Below are 20,961 nucleotides of genomic sequence, written 5' to 3' on the forward strand. Positions count from 1 at the left end.
AGAGGAATAGACGATGGCAGACACGCTTTTCAGCCTCGAAGGAAAGGTGGCCGTGGTCACCGGCGCCAGCCGCGGCATCGGGCAATGGATCGCAATCGCGATTGCCCGGGCAGGAGCCGATCTCTGTGTGACGGCACGCAGTGAAGTGTCGCTGGCGGAGACCCGCGCGGAAATCGAAAAGCTCGGCAGACGGTGCGTCACCGGTGCTCAAGACGTGACGGACATCAAGTCGATCGATGAGACTCTGGAGCGTTTCAAAGCTTCGTTCGGCGCGATCGACATTCTCGTCAACAATGCCGGCTACGAACAGGTCTCGCCTTCGCTGGAAGTCGATGAAGAGATCTGGGATGCAATCATCGGCACCAATCTCAAAGGTGCGTTCTTCTGGTCGCAAGCAGCGGCGCGCCAGATGGCCAAGCAGCCGGAAGGCGGCAGCATCGTCAATCTTTGCTCGCTCACATCTTACGTCGGCATTCCAACCGCAGTACCATACGGATCGTCGAAGTCGGGATTGCTCGGCATGACGCGGGCATTGTCCGCCGAATGGGCTCCTCTTGGAATCCGTGTCAACGCCGTGGCGCCCGGCTACTTCAGAACCGCGATGACAGAGGGCTTTTATCAGGACGAAGGCTGGGCCTCGCGGATGCTGGACAAGATTCCGCAGAAGCGCTTCGGCGACGCGGCTGATATCGGCGGCGTTGTTGTTTTTCTGGCCGGCAAAGCCTCGGCCTATGTGACCGGCCAGTGCATTCCGGTCGACGGCGGCTTCCTCGCCTCCATTTGATTGCGGGGATCAAATCGGCTGCTTGACAGGCTTTCGAGGTTGATGTCTAAGGATGTATAGACATATAAAGACAATTATAAAAGTGGAACACTGAGGTCTCAGACCTCAACAACGCTGCCGGTCCGCGAAGGTCGGTGCCTTGCTAATTTGATATTGGCGGTTGCTGCCATGCAATCCGGCGGATATGCCGTGCTTGCAATAGGCGAACTGCGCGAATTTTGATGTCCGGCACAGCTGCGCTGGCTGGATTTCGGCTGCCCGTCGTTCGCGGCGTTAACAAGGATCTTACGCATGGTTGAAGTCTCATTCCACGAATACTCGAAGCTCAGCGCCACCGAGAAAGCTCAGCTTCTGCGACGATCCGAAACGGACATTTCGAGCTTCATCGAAAAAGTGCAGCCGATCCTCGAGGCTGTCCGGACCGAGGGCGACCGCGCTGTTGCACGCTTTGGCCGCGAACTCGACAAGGCCGACGTTTCAGAGGCAACGATCAAGGTGACGGATGCCGAGTTCGACGCCGCATTCAAGGGCGTTGCCGAAGACGTAATCGAAGCCATCAAGTTCGGCATCGAGAATATCCGGCACTTCCATGAAGAGCAGAAGCCCGAGGCAATGTGGCTGAAGGAAATTCGGCCGGGCGCCTTCGCCGGCGACCGCTTCACGCCGATCCAGTCTGTTGCTCTCTACGTACCGCGCGGCAAGGGGTCGTTCCCGTCGGTCACGATGATGACCTCGGTTCCCGCCGCCGTTGCCGGCGTTCCCAATCTCGCGATCGTCACACCCCCTGCACCTGACGGAAGCGTCGATGCCGCGACGCTTGTTGCTGCGCGCCTCGCTGGTGTCGACACGGTCTACAAGGTCGGCGGTGCGCAGGCCGTTGCGGCGATTGCCTACGGCACGGAAACGATCAAGCCGGCACTGAAGATTGTCGGACCCGGCAGCCCGTGGGTCGTCGCCGCAAAGCGGTGCCTGGCTGGCGTCATCGATACGGGACTGCCCGCCGGTCCTTCCGAGGCGATGATTTTCGCCGACGATACCGTCCATGGCGGCCTCGCCGCGCTCGATCTGTTGATCGAGGCCGAACACGGACCCGATTCCTCGGCCTATCTTGTCACGCACAGCCGCCGCGTAGCGGAAGAAGCCTTGGCTGCGCTGCCCGAGCATTTGGCGCGGATGACGGAGCAGAGAGTACAGTTCTCCAGCACCGTTCTTTCCGGCAAGTGCGGCGGCATCGTCCTGACCTCGTCAGTCGAGGAGAGCTATGAGTTCGTCAACGCCTATGCGCCCGAACATCTGGAAATTCTGTCGCAGGATCCGTTCGCACATCTCAGCCACATCACCGAAGCGGCCGAGGTCCTGATGGGTCCTTACACACCTGTCAGCATCGGAAACTTCTGCCTTGGCCCGAATGCGGTGCTGCCGACCAGTCGCTGGGCCCGCACATACGGTCCGTTGTCAGTGACTGACTTCGTCAAGCGCAGCTCGATCGGCTACGTCACCGCGCCGGCATATCCAGAGTTCGCAAAGCGCGCCCACAAGCTTGCCGAGTACGAAGGGTTTTCCTCTCACGCTCACGCCGTTTCCTCGGTTCGCGACGCCTATCTCAACAAGGCAAAGGGTTGATCGATGAAAGCCGTGCGCCTCTATGACGCCGGGGACCTCAGGGTGGAGGAGGTCGAGGCACTTCCGCACCCGCCGGCAGGCTATGTCACCATCGATGTGCGCGCGGCGGGAATTTGCGGATCTGACCTTCACAATTTCCGGACAGGCCAATGGATCAGCCGGCGGCCTTCCGTCGCCGGCCATGAATTCTGCGGGCGCGTCTCGGCGGTCGGAGACGAGGTTGCCGGCCTGACGGTCGGCGATCTTGTTGCGGTCGATTCCCGTTTCTATTGTGGCCGATGTGAAGCCTGCAGATCGGGCCATAGCAATATCTGCGAAAACCTGGGCTTCGTCGGTGAGATATGCGACGGCGGCTTTGCCGAGCAAGCGCAACTGCCCGCACGGCTGGTTCTGAAGCACGAGCCATCACTCAACCCGACCGTCGCCGCGATGGCCGAGCCGCTCGCCGTTGCACTGCATGCGGTCAGGCGTCTGAACGTACCGAAGGGCGACGCTGTGATCCTGATTGGATGCGGCACGATCGGCGGTCTCTGCGGCTTGCTGCTGTCACACCTTCATGACGGCAAGTTGCTGTTTGCAGACCGAAACGCGAACCGCGCCGAACTGGTCGCACGTATCTGCGGAGGCTCGAGGGTCACGTTGGACAAAACCGCGGTACGGGATGCGTTGAGCGGGACCCGACTTCGCTACGCTGTGGATGCAACGGGCAACACTACTGCGATCGAGCAGGGCCTGGATCTGCTTGACGGCGGTGGTGCACTGGCGCTCGTCGGAATCAGTCACGGCCGGCTGAACCTGGACCCCAATATTCTGGTCGAGCGCGAGATCGCTCTTATCGGTTGCCATGCCTACGAAGCCGAGCTTCCCGACGCCATCGACCTGCTGCCCCGGCTACAGCTTGCCCTTCTCGAGTTCGGTGAGGTTTTGGCCTCTCTGGACGAGATACCCGACGCCTACCGACGGCTGATCGAAGGGCGAAGCGACAAGCTGAAGACCGTCATTCGTATCGCTGATTGAAACCACGCATGCTGCAACAGAGATGGAGACACGTTTGACTGGCCTCTCAAACACGGCATCACCGCTATACGAGAAGGTGAAGGATTTCGTGCTCGATAATATCGGGAACGGTAACTGGCCGCAGGATGCCAAGCTGCCGTCCGAGCACGATCTGGTATCCTCGCTTGGCGTCTCGCGAATGACGGTTCATCGCGCGCTTCGCGAGTTGACCGCGCAGGGGCTGCTTCGCCGCGTGCAAGGCGTCGGTACCTTCGTTGCGCCTCCCAAGGCGCAATCGACCTTGATCGAGATCAGCAACATCATCAGCGAGATCAAGGCGCGCGGAAGCCGGCATCGGGCGGAGGTTGTGTTGCTCGAGCGTATCGAGCATCCGGACCCGACGCTGCTGCGCGCCTTCGAATTCAAGACGCGTCAGCCAGTCGATCATTCGCTGGTCGTGCATTTCGAGAACAATGTGCCGGTGCAATTGGAGGAGCGCTACGTAAATCCCGAGCTGGTGAAGAGCTATCTCGACCAGGATTTCACGTCGATTGCCACCTACGACTATCTCCAACACAGCACGCCGCTCACCGAAGTCGAGCATCTGATCAGCGCCATCCCGGCGAGCGAGACGCACGCAAAGCTTCTTCACATCCGCGAAAACGACAGCTGCCTGGTCCTCTACCGAAAGACCTGGACAGGCCAGACCGTCGCCACCGTCAACACATTCACCTATGTCGGAAGCCGCTACGCGCTTGGCAGCAGATATCTGCCGCCCGCCAGATAACCGTTTTTGACGCCTAGAATACCGAGAACACGAGAGCATCATGAGCCAGAGTTCCAGCCGAACCGCCGTCATTCGAGATCATGCAAAACAGCGCGACGGCATCGCGGAAACGCTTTTGGTCGAGTTGCTCCATGACCTGTTTCAGATCGACGTCCGCAATCTCGTGATCAATCACGATCAGTACAGCCTGAATTCGCTGAACGGCTTCTTCGAAGTCGGTGACGCGCCCTACTTCTTCAAGTTCCATCAGGAAGAGAATGAGGAAGAAATGAGCGGCGAGTATTATCGCGCCGATATCCTGGCTCGGGCCGGTCTCCCGGTGGACCAGCCTGCCATGATGTCGACCCTCCCGGGTGAACAGATCCTTGTCTACAAGCGCCGGACGAACCCGCGTTTCTCAGACGTGTTACGAACGATCGACGACCGGCACGACGATGACGAGGCAAAGCGGGCCGTGGATGCCGAGCGCAAGCTGAATGAAGAGGTCCTTGCCGTCTATCTCAAGACACTGCATCCGGTAACGACTGATCAGGTCGTGAAGGAGCCGATCAACCGGCTCTTCTATGATCGGCTGGTGACAGGTCCGGCCGAGACCTATCCCGGCGGCCGCTTAGCGAGTTTTTATGTTGGTAAGGAGTTTTCGTTTCCTGGCGTCACGCTCTCCTGGGAGGAGTTCTCAAAGGCGCGCTTTGTCGTCAACGGAATGGAATACAGAAATACGATCGCCGAGCTTTTTGACCTTGCCCACGAAAGGGTCGATCCGGCCCGCCTGGCGGATGCCGGTGGTGTGACGGCGCACGGCGACGCCCACAACGCAAATGTCTGGTACGAGCGCGACGGAACGGACGCCACACTCTCCTTTTTCGATCCGGCGTTTGCGGGTGAACATATTCCCACACTGCTGGCCGAGGTGAAGGCCACGTTTCACAATATTCTCGCGCATCCCTACTGGCTCTATGAGCCGGCTGTCCTGCAGGAAAAGGCAAGCGCCAGCGCCCGCTATGAGAACGGAACGCTGTTCGCCGACTTCGACTGGCGCCTGAGCCCGGTGCGTCAATCGCTTCTTCAAGCGAAGGCGGAGACAATGTGGAAGCCGTTGCTGGCAGCGCTGAAACAGCGTGGTCTGCTTCCGGCCGATTGGAGGCAGGTGATCCGGCTCGGACTATTCCTGTGCCCGACGCTCGTGATGAACTTGCGCGCGGGCGCCGCAACCCATAACCCGACCTCATCGCTGATCGGCTTCTCGGTTGCGGTCATGACCGGCTCGGATCCAATTAAGGGCGAGGACGCCATAACGCATTTCCTCGCGAGCATTGATCCGAAAGCTAAGAGATCATTTTCTTCCGCGCGGCATCTGCAGCCGTGAATGTACGAAAGGCGATGAAAGGAACGGCCGAGCAAAGTTTTCCAGACCGAGGAACGCATGACATGCACAAACGTCCCGGTTATCGACCTTGATGTTTGTGCAAGGAAAAAGAATAGATGCCAACGAACACGGCGCAAGCCGTACAACCAAATGACGTTGTCGAAAGAGGGGTTCCAATGAAGTACACATCTATCAGCAAGCAGCTTTCCCGCGCAGCGATCGCCTTCGCGGTCGTCGGCGTTCTCGCAGGCACCGCGGCGAAAGCCGCAGAGATTCCGGCCAAGCCGGAGCCGGGCACGTTCAAGATCGGGATCGAACCCTGGCTCGGTTACGGCCAGTGGCACGTTGCCGCCAGCAAGGACCTTTTCAAGAAGGCCAATCTTGATGATGTCGAGATTGTGAACTTTGCCGAAGACAAGGATATCAACGCAGCTCTTGCCAGCGGCCAGCTTGATGGCGCCAACATCGCGACGCACACCGCAATGGCCATGGTTGCCGCGGGCCTCCCGGTCAAGATTGTCTCCCTGCTGGACTTCAGTCTGAAGGCCGATGCAATCCTCGCCGGCAGCGACATCAAGAGCATTGCCGACCTGAAGGGCAAGAACGTCGCCTTCGAGGAAGGCACGACAAGCGATATCCTGCTCAACTACGCACTCTCGAGCAACGGCATGACGATCGACGACATCGTTCGCGTTCCGATGCCGGCAGCTGATGCGGGAACGGCACTGATCGCCGGACGCGTTCCTGTTGCCGTAACCTACGAGCCTTACATTTCGACCGCGCAGGCGCAGGACAAGACCATCCAGCTTCTCTTCGAAGCAGGAAAGGATCCGGGTCTCGTTTCGGATGTATTCGTCGTTCGCGAGGAAGTCCTGAAGTCGAAGCCGGGCCAGGTTGTCGCGATGATCAAGGCATGGGACGCGGCACTGGCTGATTACAAGGCGAACACCAAGGAAGACCGCGAGATCATTTCCAAGGCTGTCGGCGCCTCGCCGGCCGATCTGGAAACCGCCTTCGACGGCGTCCAATACTACACCTCCGCAGAAGCCGCGAAGGCATTCGCCGGCGACTTCAAGACAAAGACTTTCGCCGACGTGCTGAAGGCCGCAAAGCAGGCCGGCCTGGTCACTGTCGACGTTTCCGCAGACGCCATAATCGATGCATCGTTCGTCGATGCGGCAAACAAGTAGTCCCGGCGAGATCAACGGAAGCGCAATGTCCAGCTCTTCACCATCCTCGTCAACGCGTGAACGACCCCGCGCGCCGGAGCGCGCGGGAGTCGGCAGGCCTCCGAGCGCCTTTCGCATCGGCGATCCCATCGGTGGTCGCTCGTTCCTGCTGATCTCGATAGCCGTCTTCGCGCTATTGTTCGCCATCTGGTGGGCGGCGACCGTGACCGGCTGGGTAAAGCCTATCTTTCTCCCAAGCCCCGGAGCGGTCTGGAGCAAGATGGTCGAGCTCGCGCTTGATGGAACGCTCTGGAACGACGCCGGCATAAGCATTTACCGCATGCTCGTCGGATTTCTGCTTGCATCCGCCATGGCGATCCCGATCGGCATCATGATCGGCTGCTTCAAGACTTGGGAAGCGGCTGTCGAGCCCCTCGTCGATTTCGTTCGCTACATGCCGGTCGTGGCCTTTGTGCCTCTCAGCATTCTGTGGGCCGGAACAAGCGACCTGCAAAAATTCGTCATCATCTGGATCGGAACATTCTTCCAGCAGGTGCTGATGGTCATGGACAGCGTCAAGCGCGTCCCGACCGACTTCGTGGGGCTCGGGCGAACGCTCGGCATGTCCGAAACCAAGATCCTCCGTCGTATCGTCCTGCCGTCCGCATTGCCCGGAATATGGGATACGCTGCGGATCAGCCTGGGTTGGGCATGGACCTGGCTGGTTCTCGCCGAACTCGTCGCCGCCACGTCTGGCCTCGGATACCGTATCGTCGTCTCCCAGCGATACTTCCAGACGCAGACGATCATCGGTTACATCCTGCTCCTCGGACTACTCGGCCTGATTACCGACCAGACCATGAAGGCCCTCGAGCGTGTTTTCTTCCGTTATGCTTCGAGACATTGAGATGAGCCAACCCAAGCTGAAGATCGAGTCGCTCAACAAGTGGTACGGCTCCAGGAAAGGCCCGGTCCATGCGCTGAGTGACGTCAGCCTTGAACTTGCCGACAACGAGTTCGTTTCTCTCGTCGGGGCCTCGGGCTGCGGAAAGAGCACACTCCTGTCGATCGTCGCAGGCCTGCAGGGGTTCGACAACGGGGTCTTGCTGACCGACGGCGCACCGATCGTCGGCCCCGGGCTCGACCGCGGCGTGGTCTTCCAGTCCTACACCCTTCTTCCGTGGCTGACGGCGCAGCAGAACGTCGAGTTCGCCCTGCAGGCGGCCGGGTTGTCCGCTGCGGAATGTAGGGACGTCGCCCGTCACCATATCAATCTGGTCAAGCTCGATCGCTTTGCCGACAGCTTCCCGTCGCAGCTTTCGGGCGGCATGAAGCAGCGCGTCGCGATCGCCCGCGCCTTGTCGTATCGGCCTAAGATGCTGCTCATGGATGAACCGTTCGGCGCGCTCGACGCCTTGACGCGACACCAGATGCAGGAACTGCTGACGCAAATCTGGGAAGAGCATCGACTGACGGTTCTCTTCGTGACGCACGACGTCGAGGAGGCCGTTTATCTCTCGGATCGTATCATCGCGATGAGCATCAATCCCGGCCGCATCAATTCGACATTCCATGTCGGGCTCGCACGACCGCGCAATCAGGACATGATCTCGACGCCGGAATTCCTGGCGTTGCAGAAAGAGGTGCTGAACGCCATCAGGGCGGGCTCGCAGGGAGAGAACGAGCATTGAGTTTGCCATCGGCGCCACTGGCGCCGATGGCTATTGAGTTTCCGTGCAGTCACGACCGGCTCTGAAATCGTCCTATGAGATTGCGCATGATGCGTCCGACATCATTGTCATGTCCGGCGCCCGGCAGCGCGCCGATCCATGCAACCGAACTCATCGACACGACAATGCCGCCGCCTTCGTGGCGATAGGCTGTCATGTCAGCCCTGCGCAGCGCCGCTCTCTCGCTATCGCCTTCGACGATCCACAAATCTGGCCTCACCTGGAAGCCATCGTCAAAGCCGTTGGCCACCGCAAGTCGGACCAGGTTTTTCGGCGTAATCTGCGACTTGATGACGGCGTCGATTTCATATCCCGCAGCACCACCGAGCACCGTGCCCTCGCCGCCGAACTGATCCGATGTCACACCATCGAACAGCCAGGCATACTCTCCGCCGTAGCTGCCGCTCAGCCGTCGATAGGGTCGAGACTGGCCGAAACCCATGATGACATAGGTGACACCCACCAGGGCTTGCGGGTGATTTAGGCCGCGATCTTCCCAGTTCCCGCCGGCTCGCCCGTCATCGCCAGATGAGTTTCGCCCGGCCGACCTGTCCAGATGTCGTTCTTGCCGCGGCGCAACTCCATCCTGTGCCCCTGGATCGCGACGACCCAGTAGAAGCCGTTGCCGCCGAGGTAGGAGAAATTCCCGCCGCCGCGAAGGTAATCCTTCAAACCGGCCATCATCGGGGCCGACCAGTATTCGGGATGGCTGCCCGTCAGGATCAGATCATAGGATGCAAGACTGGCGGCACCCTCCTCGTGCAGATCATGGTCCGTCAGCACGCCAACGGCAATTTCGTGCCTGTGGCAGAACTTCAGAAACTGTAGATCCACCGAGAGAAGGTGTGGCGAGTTCGACAACGGGTAATGATAATCGTCCCGGAGCGTGGTGCGCGGGCGACGGCTGCTTGTCAGGCTGACACCGCTCAGGTCGGCATGGACGTCGTAGAGGCTCAGGAAGTTGTTATCAGTCGCGAACCGGTGCGACCGGTCAGTGCCGTGCCAGGGATACTTCTCTGGAGGCAACTGCTCGTCTGCGTAGGCGAGATAGGTGGCGGTCGGCAGCAGGAAGGCGACGGAAGAGGCAGGCCGGCTGGAGCGCACGAAGAAGGGAAGCTTCTCGACGCCGTCGATCGTCTCGATCACAAGCGCATATACTCCTGACCTCGCATCCTCGGGTACCGAGATCGCCAGATCCGCTTCCCAATCGAACCCGCCAAAGTCGTCATCATGGAGATGAATTGCATCGAAGTGATCCGGTGCCAATCTTGGGTCGTGGACCTCGCCGGTGAACCGTGGCGATGCCACTGCGAATGTCGGAGCGTTTCGAATTGTAAGCCGGTCGTCGCCGCCGTCGATTGGCATCAATCTTTCAGATGGGGCATGCGCCTGAAACCGCCACTCGGATTTCCGGGTATCCCTATCGAGCACGATTCTGCCGATCCGGGCATTGAGGGTCTGATCCCGCTGGCTGGGCTCGGCACCAAGATAGATCGTCTCGGACGGCCCGCCCGCCGGGATCACGGTCTCAGCGACTGGAATTCCGTCGCAGCGCGTAAGGCGGCATAAGACGCGGCTGGCCCGAGCGGCGAGGTGCAGCCGGTACCAACACTCGTTATCGGCCTGAGCCAGCAATTCGCCGTTGGCCCGCAAGTCTCCGCTAGCGTCGAGCGTAAGCGCGAAACCGTTCCAGCAAACAACCGGCTTGGTCACGCTGTTCAGCGTAAAGAGAATTTCGACGTCGAGACGGATTTCAACCGCCGCTTCGGAAACAGGAATCTCGACCCATGATCCGATATCGAAATCTCTCACGCCGAAGCGGTCGTTCGCTCTCGAAACGGACCATTCGGCGATCTCGGCGTCATCGAGGTCAAGCGTTTGAATGGAGACACGCGCCTCGGGATCGGAGCACGAAACGAAAGCGCGGGTGGCCTCGCCGGCGCGGACGCTCCAGGGCTCGATAAAGCCCACCGCCGGCATCGCCGTATGGTTCAATGTCCGACGCACTCAGTCTCTCCCGCGCTCGATCGCCTCGCTTGTTCCAGGTTAGCGTGCCTGCTGCCGAATGACAACGGAAGCGCAATTCGATTGGCGGAAAGACGGACCCGTTTCCGAAAAGCGCCGTCACGCCTGGCTGGCGCCACGCTCCCAATACCACGCTACGTACATGTTTTTCCTGTCATGGCCGCGTCCCTTCAGGAAGGCTCGGGTCGCTCGGACGTCGTCCTTCTCCGCGGCAAACCAGACAAAGGTGCCATCTTCAATCGATGCGATCGCTTCCTTGGTCGTCTCGAGGAGCGTTGACCTTGCGCTGTCGGAATAGTCGCAGCGGTGCAGCCAATGGACGTCGAGCGAAGCAGCAGAGACAAGCGGCTGCTCTTCCGCTGCATCGGAGACTTCGATAATCGCCTGCAGCCTTGTGCCCGCTGGCGCTTCCTCCGCAATTCGCGCGATGGCCGGGAGCGCGCTTTCGTCGCCGGCAAGCAGGATGGACCGTGCCACGGGGAATCCGCCGCCGCCCGGTCCAAGCAGGGCAACTTTTTGCCCCACCCGCGCGTCGCGCGCGAAGTCCGCTCCGGGTGTCTTCACGCCCGCGAGCGGGTGCTGCAGGAAATCGATCCAGAGCTCCCGCTTCTCGGCGTCAACGGCACGGATTGTGTAGACGCGTACCAGAAGCTCGTCGTCGCCCTGCGGCCACGCCACACGACCGTCGGCGCGAAGTCCGGGCCAGATGGGTTGCCTGCCGTTCGGCGGCACGAGCACGCGCACATGCATGTCGCCGCCGAGAAACGGGCGGATGTCGCTGCAGGCGAATTTCACACGACGCATGTGCAGCGTCACGTCTTCCGCGCCGACGACCACTGCCTCGTGAAGGTTCGGCAACACTTTCAAGGCTGCGGACTTCGCCCAGCTGAGCTCGAGAGGCTCTTCGCCCGCAAAGTAGAAGAGATGCTCCGCGAGCATGGTCTGGCTCATCTGCAGCGCCTGTTCCGTGGGGCAACTGAGATCGATCAGCAGCTTGCCATCATCAACGCGGATCGTGGCGTTGCCGATCTTGCTCTTCAGGAAGGCCAGGTGTTCGCTTCGCTCTACCTCGGCATGCTCCACGAAGTGCTCGCAGATCTCGTCAAGCAGACTATGCGGGTCCACGGGAACTGCTACGCCGGACAGATTGTAGTCATGAGCAGTGGTCACGGGTTTTCCTCCTGGGTGGCGAGCTGCAAGTCAGTCTTAGGTTCCACCATCCGGTGACGGCCGATCGGAAGCATGATCGGTCTGCCCGAGGTCGGATCGATGATGATGCGGCTCTCAAGGCCGAAAACGTCGCGTACGTTCTCGACTGTCAGAACCTGTTGCGGAGCGCCGGATACATGCACGCGACCTCCCGCCATCGCCACAAGGTGATCGCAGTAGCGCGCCGCAAGATTGAGGTCGTGCAGCACCATGACGATGGTTGTGCCGCGCGAATGATTGAGATCGGTCAGCAGATCCAGCACTTCGACCTGATGGCTGATATCGAGGAAGGTCGTTGGCTCATCCAGCAGCAGAAGCTCCGTCTGCTGCGCAAGGGCCATGGCGATCCACACGCGCTGGCGTTGCCCGCCGGAGAGCTCGTCGACAGGCCTCTCCGCCAACTCGGACGTCTTGGTCGCCGTCAGCGCTGCATCGACGGCTTCGTCGTCCTTTCGCGTCCAGCGCGAGAAGAGCCCCTGATGCGGGTGTCTTCCCCGGCCGACGAGATCGGCGACGGTGATCCCCTCGGGCGCGATGGGCGACTGCGGCAGAAGGCCCAATATACGTGCAAGCTCCCGCGACGGCGTGCGATGGATCGACTTGCCGTCAAGCAGGACCTGCCCCTGGCGCGGCGCGAGCAGCCTCGACATGGTCCGCAGCAATGTGGATTTGCCGCAGGCATTGGCGCCGACGATCGCCGTCACCTTTCCGGGCGGAACGGCGAAATCGAGCATCTGCAGGATCTCGGTCTCGCCATAACCTGCCGACAGGCCGGTGGCGACGAGGGAATGAACTGTCATAGCGAGCCTCCGCTCCTGTTGACGCGGACGATCAGGAAAATCAGGTAAGGAGCGCCGAGAGCGCCCGTCACGACGCCGACGGGATAACGGCTCGGCAGGAGGAACTGCCCGACATAGTCGCCACCGAGCGCGAGAACCGCGCCGACGAGTGCAGCGGGAACCAGCAGCGAGCCGCTGTTCTTGATGAGGCGCGCCGCTATCGGGCCAGAGAGAAAGGCCACAAAGGCAATCGGACCTGTGACCGCCGTCGCCGACGCAATCATCCCGACCGCGGAGACGATGATGAGGATCCGTGTGCGCGAAACTCCCACCCCAAGCGCCGCCGCCGTATCGTCTCCAAGACGCAGCGCTTCCAGATCGCGCGCGCGGCTCAGCAGGAACCCGCCGAAGACGAACAGCGACAGGACCAGCGGTGCAGCTTGGGAAAGTTGAGCGCCGTTCACGCTGCCGGTCAACCAGCGCATCGCCTCCTGCAAGGTCCATGCCGGTGCCTGCGAAAGAATGTAGGCGATGACGCTTTCCAGCATCGCCGAAACGCCGATGCCGACGAGAATAAGACGGGTGCCGGCGACACCGTTTCGAAACGACAAACCATAGACGAGGAGGGCAACGCCAAGCCCGGCAGCCACCGCGATGACGGAGACCGCCGGTCCCTTCAGCGACAGGACGACGATCGCAAACACGGCTGCGGCACTCGCACCCGAGCTGATGCCGACGATATCGGGGCTGGCGAGCGGGTTGCGCAGCATGATCTGGAACGCCACGCCCCCGAGCCCGAAGCTCGCGCCGGCAAGCACGGAAAGGACCGCGCGCGGCAATCGAAGCTGGCCGACGGTAAAGGATGCACCGGCCACGTTTTCACCGAGCAGCACCCGGATGACATCTTGTAGCGGCGTAAAGGATTGTCCGAGCGACAAAGTCAGCGCGAAAACCGCAACGACGAGCGATGCCAGCACGACGACAACGGCGGAGTGCCTGCGCCTGCGGATGCGGCGGTTCTCGACGATGCGCTCGAGAGATGAGACCATCATAGCTCGCGCACCCTCTGTCGCCTGACGATGGCAATGAAGACAGGAGCGCCGAGAAGGGCCGTCACGATGCCGACGTCGAGTTCGGCAGGCCTCGCAACGATCCGCCCGACGATATCGGCGGCAAGCAACAGACCGGCGCCCCCGATCGCCGAGAACGGCAGGAGCCAGCGGTGGTCGACACCGACAAGCAACCGGCATAGATGCGGCACCACAAGACCGAGAAAGGCGATCGGGCCACAGACGGCGGTGGTCGCGCCGCAGAGAAGAATGGCGCCGAGCGATGCGACCGCCCGCGCTAGCGCCACGTTTTCACCGAGCCCCGCGGCCAGCTCATCGCCTAGGGCCAGCGAATTCAACTTCCGGGCCGACAGGAGGCTGATGGCGAAGCCCACGGCGAGAAACGGAAGGACAGGCATGATCCGCTCGAAGGTCGCCCCGCCCACGCCTCCGATCTGCCAGGAGCGGATACCGCCGGCAATATCGTTGCGTGGCAGCACGACAGCGATAACCATCGACGCGAAGGCCACGGATGTCGCCGTTCCCGAGAGCGCAAGCTTCAACGGCGTCGCGCCGCCACGTCCCAAGGATCCGATCGTGTAAACGAAGACGGCGGCGCAGCCGGCGCCTAGAATCGCCGACCAGATATAGGCTTCGGCAGAGGTTATACCGAACCAGGCGACGCCAACGACCACGGCGAGCGACGCGCCCATGTTGACGCCCAGAATTCCGGGATCGGCAAGCGGATTGCGGGTCACGCCCTGCATGATCGCTCCCGCGAGCCCCAGCGCCGCACCTGCAAGAATGGCAAGCAGCGTCCGTGGAATTCGCACCGCAACCGCGGCCTGGCCAATGTTGTCGACATGACCGCTCAGTGCCGAGCCGATATCAGGCCAGCTCACGTCGCGTGTACCGACAGTGACTGAAACTGCGCACAGGCAAGCAAGCAACGCGATCAAGCCTAGCAGCCAGAAGCCGCGAGCCGGGTTGCTCCGCCCGACAAGGCCCGCCTTGCGGGACGTCTTTCTGTCACGACTGATCATTGAGATTTGCTTGGAGACTTTCTTGCCGCATCCGCAAGCAAGGCCACGTAGTCCTTCAGGACCCAGGAGATCGACAGCGGCGTCGGGTTGGCGGCCGTGCCGACAGGATTGGGACCAAGCGTGACAAGCGCACCCTTGCCGATAGCCGGCATCCTGGCCATCAGCGGATTTTTCTCGAGCGCCTCGAGCAGCTGTTCATTTCCATAGGTCACGACGATATCGACATCATCGAAGGTATCGATGCGCTCCGCGCTGATAGAACCTGCGAACTTCCCGGGTGCCGACGCAGCAACAATGCTCTTCGGAGAGGTAAGTCCGAGATCGGCGAAGAATTTCACGCGCGTGTCATTCGTCGTATAGAAATTGACGGTGCTCAGATCGCTGGCGTTGAGATGTGTCAGGAACATCGCGGACTTGCCGTGCAATTCCGGATAGCTCGCCACTGTCTGGGCAATCTCGCCCTCGATCTTCTTGATGAGCGCTTCTCCCTCGGCGGCCATGCCCATTCCGGCGCTGTCGAGGCGGATCATCTCGCGCCAATCGGTGGACCATGGCGCTTCAGGATAGGCAACAACCGGAGCGATCTGGCTCAGCGTGTCGTAGTCCGACTGGCTGAGACCGGAATAGGCGGCCAGAATGACATCGGGGTGAGTGGCTGCCACCGCCTCGAAGTCGATCCCGTCCCCTTCGTCGAAAAGCACGGGCTTGTCGGCGTGGAGCTCTTTCAGGCGATCCGCGACCCATGGCAGGAGACCATCGCCGTCGTCGTCGCCGAAATTCGCTGAAGCAAAGCCCACAGGCACGATCCCGAGCGCCAGCGGCACTTCATGGTTGGCCCAGGCCACCGTCGCGACTCGCTCGGGTTTCTTGGCGATGACGGTCGTTCCGAACGCGTGCTTGATAACGACAGGATAGGACGTCGCACCGTCCGCCCACGCGTAAACAGGGGCGAGTAGCCAGGTGCATATCGCGACCAATCGCGCGAGATGGTTCAACCGATGCATTGCGTCAACTCCGCCTGCCATTTAAGTGGACTTCCAGTCTCAGGTTCAGGCGATCGCGTCAACAGCCTGCCCAGCGCTTGTTGAAAAGCGAGGTCAGTTTCCCGTCGGTTCCTACAAAAATGGAGAAAGTTACAATACTGGACAATCATTCTCCAGTTAATGGCCATTCGGGCTCGTAAGAGGACGAACGCGCGACGAATACGGAACGAGCAATCAAGCTCGGGTTTTCGGCGCAGCGCCTCCTCGTTGTCCGATCCCAAGACGCTGACGCGCGGTTGCCAAGGCTAGTTGTGACCATAGGATTTTTGGAACTTGAATATGCACATTGAAAGAAAAGCCGGTCGCCTGACGGCAAGCCCTCGCCGCTCTCGCAAGATGGTCCTTCTTGGTTGCACGGCACTCATCGCTTCCATGCCGACGTTCTCGTATGGCGAGGACACCGACACCTCGGGTTCCGATACGGCGCTCTCGCCTATTGTCCTTCAAGGTGTTGGTATTGGTCTCGACCTGGAAAACGATTCAAAATCGATCGTCGCCAAGAAGACGACCGCCGGCGGCGCGATGGCCACCGACATTCTTGATATCCCCGCTTCCGTCTCCGTCATCACCTCCAAGGAAATCGAGGAGCGCGGCGCGCAGAACGTAGAGCAGGTCCTGCAGTACACCTCTGGCGTCACGACCGATTTTTATGGGTCGGACGACCGCTTCGACTATTTCAAGATCCGCGGCTTCGACGCCAACATGTACCGTGATGGTCTGCTCATCGGCAGCCCGTTCGGCGGCCTGCGCGAGGAGCCATACGCCTACGAGCGTGTCGAGGTCCTCAAGGGTGCAAACTCGGCAGGCTTTGGCGCTTCAGATCCGGGCGGATCGGTGAACTACGTGACCAAGCGTCCTAAGAGCGAACGCTTCGGCGAGGTCTATGCGACGGGCGGTTCTTATAGCCACGGCGAGACCGGCTTTGACTTCGGCGACAACGTCACCGCCGACGACACGCTGTCCTATCGCATCACCGGTAAGTTCCAGAGATCCGACGACGAGTACGATTACTCCCAGAACGATGAGAATTTCATCATGGGAGGCGTGACCTGGCGTCCGAGCGGCGACACCAATCTGTCTGTCATCTTCGACCATCTCGATCGCGACGGCGTGCCCGGTAGCGGCGGCCAGCCTGTCGGGTCGAATTTCTCCAGAAGCCGGTTCTTCGGCGAACCCGACTTCAACTACCGCGACATAAACCGCAATGCCATCAATATCCTGTTCGACCGTGATTTCGGCGAAGGTCTGACCTTCAATGCGAACGCACGCTACAGCAAGTCGCGGTCGAACTTCGGTTACGCCTATATCTCGGCGACGCCAACGAACGGATCGACGATCGCGGATCGCGCCTACTTCGCCAACGACAGTTCGGACGAGCAGTTCATCGTCGATGCACACCTGCAGTATGATGCGAGTTTCGAGGACATCGACAACCGCACACTGCTCGGCCTTGAGTACAACGACTATACCAAGGACAGCGCCAGCTATTGGGGCGGCGCGCCGGGAATCGATTGGACGAACCCGGTCTATACGGGCGCTCCGACGTCCGTACCGATCTATGCCAATACGCGAAACGATCAGAAGACGAAGGCGATCTATCTGCAGGAAGAGCTGACGTTCTTCGACAAGCTGATCGCGACTGTCGGCCTGCGAAACGATTGGCTGGATCTCGACGAGGCAAACAAGCTCAACAACACCTCGAAGTCCGGCGATTTCAGCGAGTTCACCAAGCGCTTCGGCCTCACCTACAAGCTCACCGACGAGTTTTCCGCCTATGCGAGCTACGCGGAGTCCGCAGCCCCACCGCAGATCGGCACAGCACCCGAGACAGGCAAGCAATACGAAATCGGCGTCAAGTATGCGCCTACGGACTTCCCGGCAATCTTCAGCGCCGCCGTCTACGACCTGACGAAGGAGAACATCACCGTCACGGATTCCACGACGCTGCTGCAGTCAACCGTTGGAAAGGTCCGCAATCGCGGTATCGACCTTGAAGCCAAGGCGGAGGTCACGAACAACGTCAACGTCATTGCTGCTTATTCCTATATCGACTCGAAGATCGTCGAGAATGGAACAGGCGGCAACGAGGGCAATCGACTCGCTCTGGTGCCGACCCACTTTGCATCTGCCTGGGTCACCTACACGTTGGAAGGCAACGGACCGCGGGGAGACATGACCTTCGGGCTCGGCAGCCGCTATACCGGCTCGTATTACATGAGCGACGCCAACACCTCGAAGTCGAAAGGCAACGTCGTGTTCGACGCATCCTTCAACTACAAGATCCAGGAAAACACCACATTCCAGCTGAATGTCAGCAATCTGTTCGACGAGAAGCACGTGGCATACGGCGGCTTCGGAGCGGATTTCTACAATCCCGGCCGGGCAATCTACGCAACGCTTCGCCAGACTTGGTAAACGGACGACCCGCCCACTCTCTGTTCCGGGTGGGCGGACGGCCAGCGGTTAGCGCGTCTGCTGCAGACGCCGCCAGGCGGCTGGCGTGTCGCCGGCGATCTGGCGGAAGACCTTGGTAAGATGCGCCTGATCGGAGAAGCCCAGCTGCGCGGCGACGTCTGCCACGGACAATTCGCTTTCGAGCAGCAGCGTCTTGGCGTGCTCGATGCGTTTCCCCAACTGCCATTGCAGCGGCGTCTTGCCGGTCGTCTGCCTGAAGACATTGGAGAACCAGCTTTCGGAAAGTCCAACCGTCTCGGCCATCTCGGCGACGGTGAAGCGGCGATCGGTCAACCCATCGAAACGAGCCGTCAGCTTGTTCATCTGCGCCTGAGTGAGCCTTCCGTTCGCCTGCTCGGAGCCCGTCTCGGAAAGATCCAGCAGGCCCGCAACGATGCTGCCGACAAGGCTCTCACCGTAGATCTCGTGCTTCGAAGGCTTCGAGACCTCATCGACAACGAGGCGAGCCAGTGTCTCGATAGCGCCTGTATCCTGAATTTCGACGGATCGGCGCAGCGCCGTCAACGCCGCGGAGGCGCCCACGGCCGGGGCGAGATATTTGAGCAGCTTGTCCTTATGCAGATGCAGATTGAGATGCGAGAAGCGGTGTGTCGCGCTGCTTGTCGTCCACATGGGGACACCCGGCGGAACATAAACCGCCCGCATCATCGGGCGATGGTGCTGGAGAAAATCACCGTTGCGGTTGGATATTCGAACCTGCGACGAGACATCGCTGAAGAACACCATGATACGCGGATCATCCGCCAGGTAGTAGCCCGTAGCACCGGCCTGGCTCTCCGCTTCCCAATAGGCGCTGACGAGACCATCGAACTGGCGCCACTTGACAGGCGCCACCACCCGGATGCCTTCGGTGCGCCACTTCATGGAATGCCAAAACTTCACTCTACCGATCCATCCTTGCCAACTCGCGCATGCGAGCAAATCGGCAGTGGAGAGCAACGATCACGGTCGTTCTCTGTCGAGATTTCGTTCGAGCGGAAGCATCGAACATAACATGACTTCAAATATCATGTTTTTCGACATTGGCAAGTCGGTCCCGGATGCGTCCGCCTGGGGCCGGTCAGAGGAAAGCGCATCTGCGCGTGGTCTCAGTTCCTGAGCGCGGCTTTGATGACATCCATGCTTGTGCGGAGGCCGATCTCGATATTCGGATCGGCGTGGACCAAGGGAGAGAACAGTTCAAAGGAGTAGGCGCCCTGATAGCCGACGGTATTCAGGTGCTTGATCTGCTCAACATTTCCCAGCCGGTCGGCCTCGGTCACCAGAATGCGGTGCTTGTCCTGCATGTCTTCCGGTCTCAGGCTGGCGTCGACGACACCCGAGATATGAACGATGCCGGTCCACTGGGGGAAAAACTCCGTCTCATCGGCGAGATGGTGATGAAAGGTATCGTGGACGAGACGAAAGCGGTCTTTGCCCCCGACTGCCTCGAACGCATCGACCGCCTCTCGCTTCAGCCGGAGCGATGAGGTGGTGAAGCCCAGAGGCTCCACGAGCCCCACCAGGTCTTGCTCTTCCAACATTGGCAGGATCGCTGCAAGAGCGTTGCGAAGGCCGGCGAGGCGCTGTTCTGTCGGTTCATCTACGCCATCATTGCTCGGAATGAGGCTGATGGTTTCCGCCCCACTTTCCTTTGCCTGCGAGATCAGCAGTTCGACTTTCTCCCGCATGGCTTCAGACCAACGATTGAAGCCATAAACTTCGGATAATCCAAGCAACCGAATACCCTTTTCGCGCGCGTACTTGCCTACGTCGGCCGGCCGGGCTCCGTCAAAGAACGCACGGCTGGTCAGTTCCTTGTCAGCAAGGTCGTTTCGAAGTTCGACACCCATGCATCCGAGCCTCGCCGCAAGGTCCACGAACTGCCGGCTGTCGAGGGCCGGAGCGGTGATGTGGTTGAGCGCGAATTTGATCTGTTCACTCACGTCTGGTTCTCCAATCATATGGAAGGCTGTTATCGCAATTGTCTGTTCCGGGGACGGCGGCCGAAGCCACTGATCACCCCATGCGCTCGGATGCATAGCTTCCCGGGCTTGCCGGGAAGACGACGGTGCGGTTGCCGTTCAGGAAGGAGCGGCGGTGGATATGGGCATGGATGGCGCGTGCCAGTACCTGGCTTTCGACATCGCGGCCGATCGAGACATAGTCGTCGGCGCTCTGCGCATGCGTGATGCGGGCCGTGTCCTGTTCGATGATCGGGCCCTCGTCGAGGTCGGCGGTGACATAGTGGGCCGTCGCGCCAATCAGCTTCACGCCGCGCTCGTAGGCCTGCTTGTAGGGGTTGGCGCCCTTGAAGCTCGGCAGGAAGGAGTGGTGGATGTTGATGATCCGGCCGGACATCTTGCGGCACATCGCATCCGACAGAACCTGCATGTAGCGGGCAAGAACCACCAGTTCCGTTCCCGTCTGCTCGACGAGATCGAGCAGCTGCGCTTCCGCCTGCGGCTTGTTTTCCTTCGTCACCTTGATGTGGTGGAAGGGAATGTCGTGATTGACGACCACCTTCTGGTAATCGAAGTGATTGGAGACGACGCCGACGATCTCGATCGGCAGCGCGCCGATCTTCCAGCGATAGAGCAGGTCATTCAGGCAGTGGCCGAAGCGCGAGACCATCAGCAGCACCTTCATGCGCTGGTCGCCGTCGTAGATCTCCGCATCCATGCCGAACTTTTCCGCCACAGGCACGAAGCCTTCCTTCAGTGCCGGCAGCGCCACGCCTTCTTCGGAGATGAAGCTGACGCGGGTGAAGAACCTGCCGGTGCTCAGATCGTCGAACTGCGAGGAATCGGTGATGTTGCAGCCCTGGTCGGACAGATAGTTCGAAATCGCCGCAACAATCCCGCGCGTCGATGGGCAGGTAACGGTTAGAACGTATTTATTCAT

The 20,961-nt window shown here is 60.3% G+C and carries 19 protein-coding genes; 9 read left to right on the forward strand and 10 right to left on the reverse strand.

The genetic code is table 11. The features are described from left to right. The first annotated feature begins 13 nt into the window (after positions 1-13). From FZ934_RS26400 to FZ934_RS26435, 8 genes are all read left to right on the forward strand, one after another. Complete coding sequence (locus FZ934_RS26400) at positions 14-784, forward strand: SDR family NAD(P)-dependent oxidoreductase (RefSeq protein WP_153273736.1); 771 nt, start codon at positions 14-16, stop codon at positions 782-784. Between the two features lie 291 nt (positions 785-1,075). Then, positions 1,076-2,407, forward strand: a complete 1,332-nt coding sequence (gene hisD / locus FZ934_RS26405) for a histidinol dehydrogenase (protein WP_153273737.1) — start codon at positions 1,076-1,078, stop codon at positions 2,405-2,407. A gap of 3 nt (positions 2,408-2,410) precedes the next feature. Beyond that, positions 2,411-3,424, forward strand: a complete 1,014-nt coding sequence (locus FZ934_RS26410; protein WP_153273738.1) for a zinc-dependent alcohol dehydrogenase — start codon at positions 2,411-2,413, stop codon at positions 3,422-3,424. Positions 3,425-3,458: 34 nt separating this feature from the next. Next, positions 3,459-4,190 carry a histidine utilization repressor gene (hutC, locus tag FZ934_RS26415; RefSeq protein ID WP_153273739.1) on the forward strand — a complete coding sequence of 244 codons (732 nt, stop codon included), beginning with the start codon at positions 3,459-3,461 and terminating at the stop codon, positions 4,188-4,190. Positions 4,191-4,230: 40 nt separating this feature from the next. Continuing rightward, positions 4,231-5,556, forward strand: a complete 1,326-nt coding sequence (locus FZ934_RS26420; protein WP_153273740.1) for a hypothetical protein — start codon at positions 4,231-4,233, stop codon at positions 5,554-5,556. Between the two features lie 176 nt (positions 5,557-5,732). Beyond that, entirely contained in the window at positions 5,733-6,746 is a 1,014-nt protein-coding gene (locus tag FZ934_RS26425) for an ABC transporter substrate-binding protein (RefSeq protein WP_153273741.1), read from the forward strand. Positions 6,747-6,771: 25 nt separating this feature from the next. Further along, positions 6,772-7,632, forward strand: a complete 861-nt coding sequence (locus FZ934_RS26430; protein ID WP_153273742.1) for an ABC transporter permease — start codon at positions 6,772-6,774, stop codon at positions 7,630-7,632. Position 7,633: 1 nt separating this feature from the next. Continuing rightward, positions 7,634-8,416 carry an ABC transporter ATP-binding protein gene (locus tag FZ934_RS26435; protein WP_153273743.1) on the forward strand — a complete coding sequence of 261 codons (783 nt, stop codon included), beginning with the start codon at positions 7,634-7,636 and terminating at the stop codon, positions 8,414-8,416. Positions 8,417-8,465: 49 nt separating this feature from the next. Here FZ934_RS26435 and FZ934_RS28335 read toward each other — a convergent pair whose 3' ends face one another. From FZ934_RS28335 to FZ934_RS26465, 7 genes are all read right to left on the reverse strand, one after another. After that, a complete protein-coding gene (locus FZ934_RS28335; RefSeq protein WP_246737957.1) occupies positions 8,466-8,918 on the reverse strand; it encodes a N,N-dimethylformamidase beta subunit family domain-containing protein in 453 nt (150 codons plus the stop codon). A gap of 17 nt (positions 8,919-8,935) precedes the next feature. Continuing rightward, a complete protein-coding gene (locus FZ934_RS26440) occupies positions 8,936-10,462 on the reverse strand; it encodes a N,N-dimethylformamidase beta subunit family domain-containing protein (protein ID WP_246737958.1) in 1,527 nt (508 codons plus the stop codon). A gap of 117 nt (positions 10,463-10,579) precedes the next feature. Continuing rightward, positions 10,580-11,650, reverse strand: coding sequence for a DUF2218 domain-containing protein (locus FZ934_RS26445; RefSeq protein WP_153273744.1), 1,071 nt, complete (start codon positions 11,648-11,650; stop codon positions 10,580-10,582). Further along, positions 11,647-12,489 (reverse strand): ABC transporter ATP-binding protein, encoded by an 843-nt coding sequence (locus tag FZ934_RS26450; RefSeq protein WP_153273745.1) that lies wholly within the window; start codon positions 12,487-12,489, stop codon positions 11,647-11,649. Before FZ934_RS26450 ends, FZ934_RS26445 begins: the two co-directional genes overlap by 4 nt. Then, a complete protein-coding gene (locus FZ934_RS26455) occupies positions 12,486-13,520 on the reverse strand; it encodes a FecCD family ABC transporter permease (protein ID WP_153273746.1) in 1,035 nt (344 codons plus the stop codon). Before FZ934_RS26455 ends, FZ934_RS26450 begins: the two co-directional genes overlap by 4 nt. Continuing rightward, on the reverse strand, positions 13,517-14,560 hold the full coding sequence (locus FZ934_RS26460) for a FecCD family ABC transporter permease (RefSeq protein WP_194273837.1): 1,044 nt from the start codon (positions 14,558-14,560) through the stop codon (positions 13,517-13,519). Before FZ934_RS26460 ends, FZ934_RS26455 begins: the two co-directional genes overlap by 4 nt. Further along, on the reverse strand, positions 14,557-15,564 hold the full coding sequence (locus FZ934_RS26465) for an iron-siderophore ABC transporter substrate-binding protein (protein ID WP_153273748.1): 1,008 nt from the start codon (positions 15,562-15,564) through the stop codon (positions 14,557-14,559). The genes FZ934_RS26460 and FZ934_RS26465 overlap by 4 nt, the downstream gene beginning before the upstream one ends. A gap of 318 nt (positions 15,565-15,882) precedes the next feature. Here FZ934_RS26465 and FZ934_RS26470 point away from each other — a divergent pair, with 318 nt between their 5' ends. Further along, positions 15,883-18,018 (forward strand): TonB-dependent siderophore receptor, encoded by a 2,136-nt coding sequence (locus FZ934_RS26470; protein ID WP_153273749.1) that lies wholly within the window; start codon positions 15,883-15,885, stop codon positions 18,016-18,018. A 48-nt stretch (positions 18,019-18,066) separates the two neighbouring features. Here the strand turns inward: FZ934_RS26470 and FZ934_RS26475 are convergent, their stop codons facing one another. From FZ934_RS26475 to purU, 3 genes are all read right to left on the reverse strand, one after another. Next, positions 18,067-18,960, reverse strand: a complete 894-nt coding sequence (locus FZ934_RS26475; RefSeq protein WP_153273750.1) for a helix-turn-helix domain-containing protein — start codon at positions 18,958-18,960, stop codon at positions 18,067-18,069. Between the two features lie 206 nt (positions 18,961-19,166). Continuing rightward, entirely contained in the window at positions 19,167-20,003 is an 837-nt protein-coding gene (locus FZ934_RS26480) for a TIM barrel protein (protein WP_246737959.1), read from the reverse strand. A gap of 73 nt (positions 20,004-20,076) precedes the next feature. Then, positions 20,077-20,961: a formyltetrahydrofolate deformylase gene (purU, locus tag FZ934_RS26485; protein ID WP_153273751.1), complete on the reverse strand. Its 885-nt coding sequence runs from the start codon at positions 20,959-20,961 to the stop codon at positions 20,077-20,079.

Origin of the sequence: Rhizobium grahamii (assembly GCF_009498215.1) — a bacterium.
Classification (GTDB): Bacteria; Pseudomonadota; Alphaproteobacteria; order Rhizobiales; family Rhizobiaceae; genus Rhizobium; species Rhizobium grahamii_A.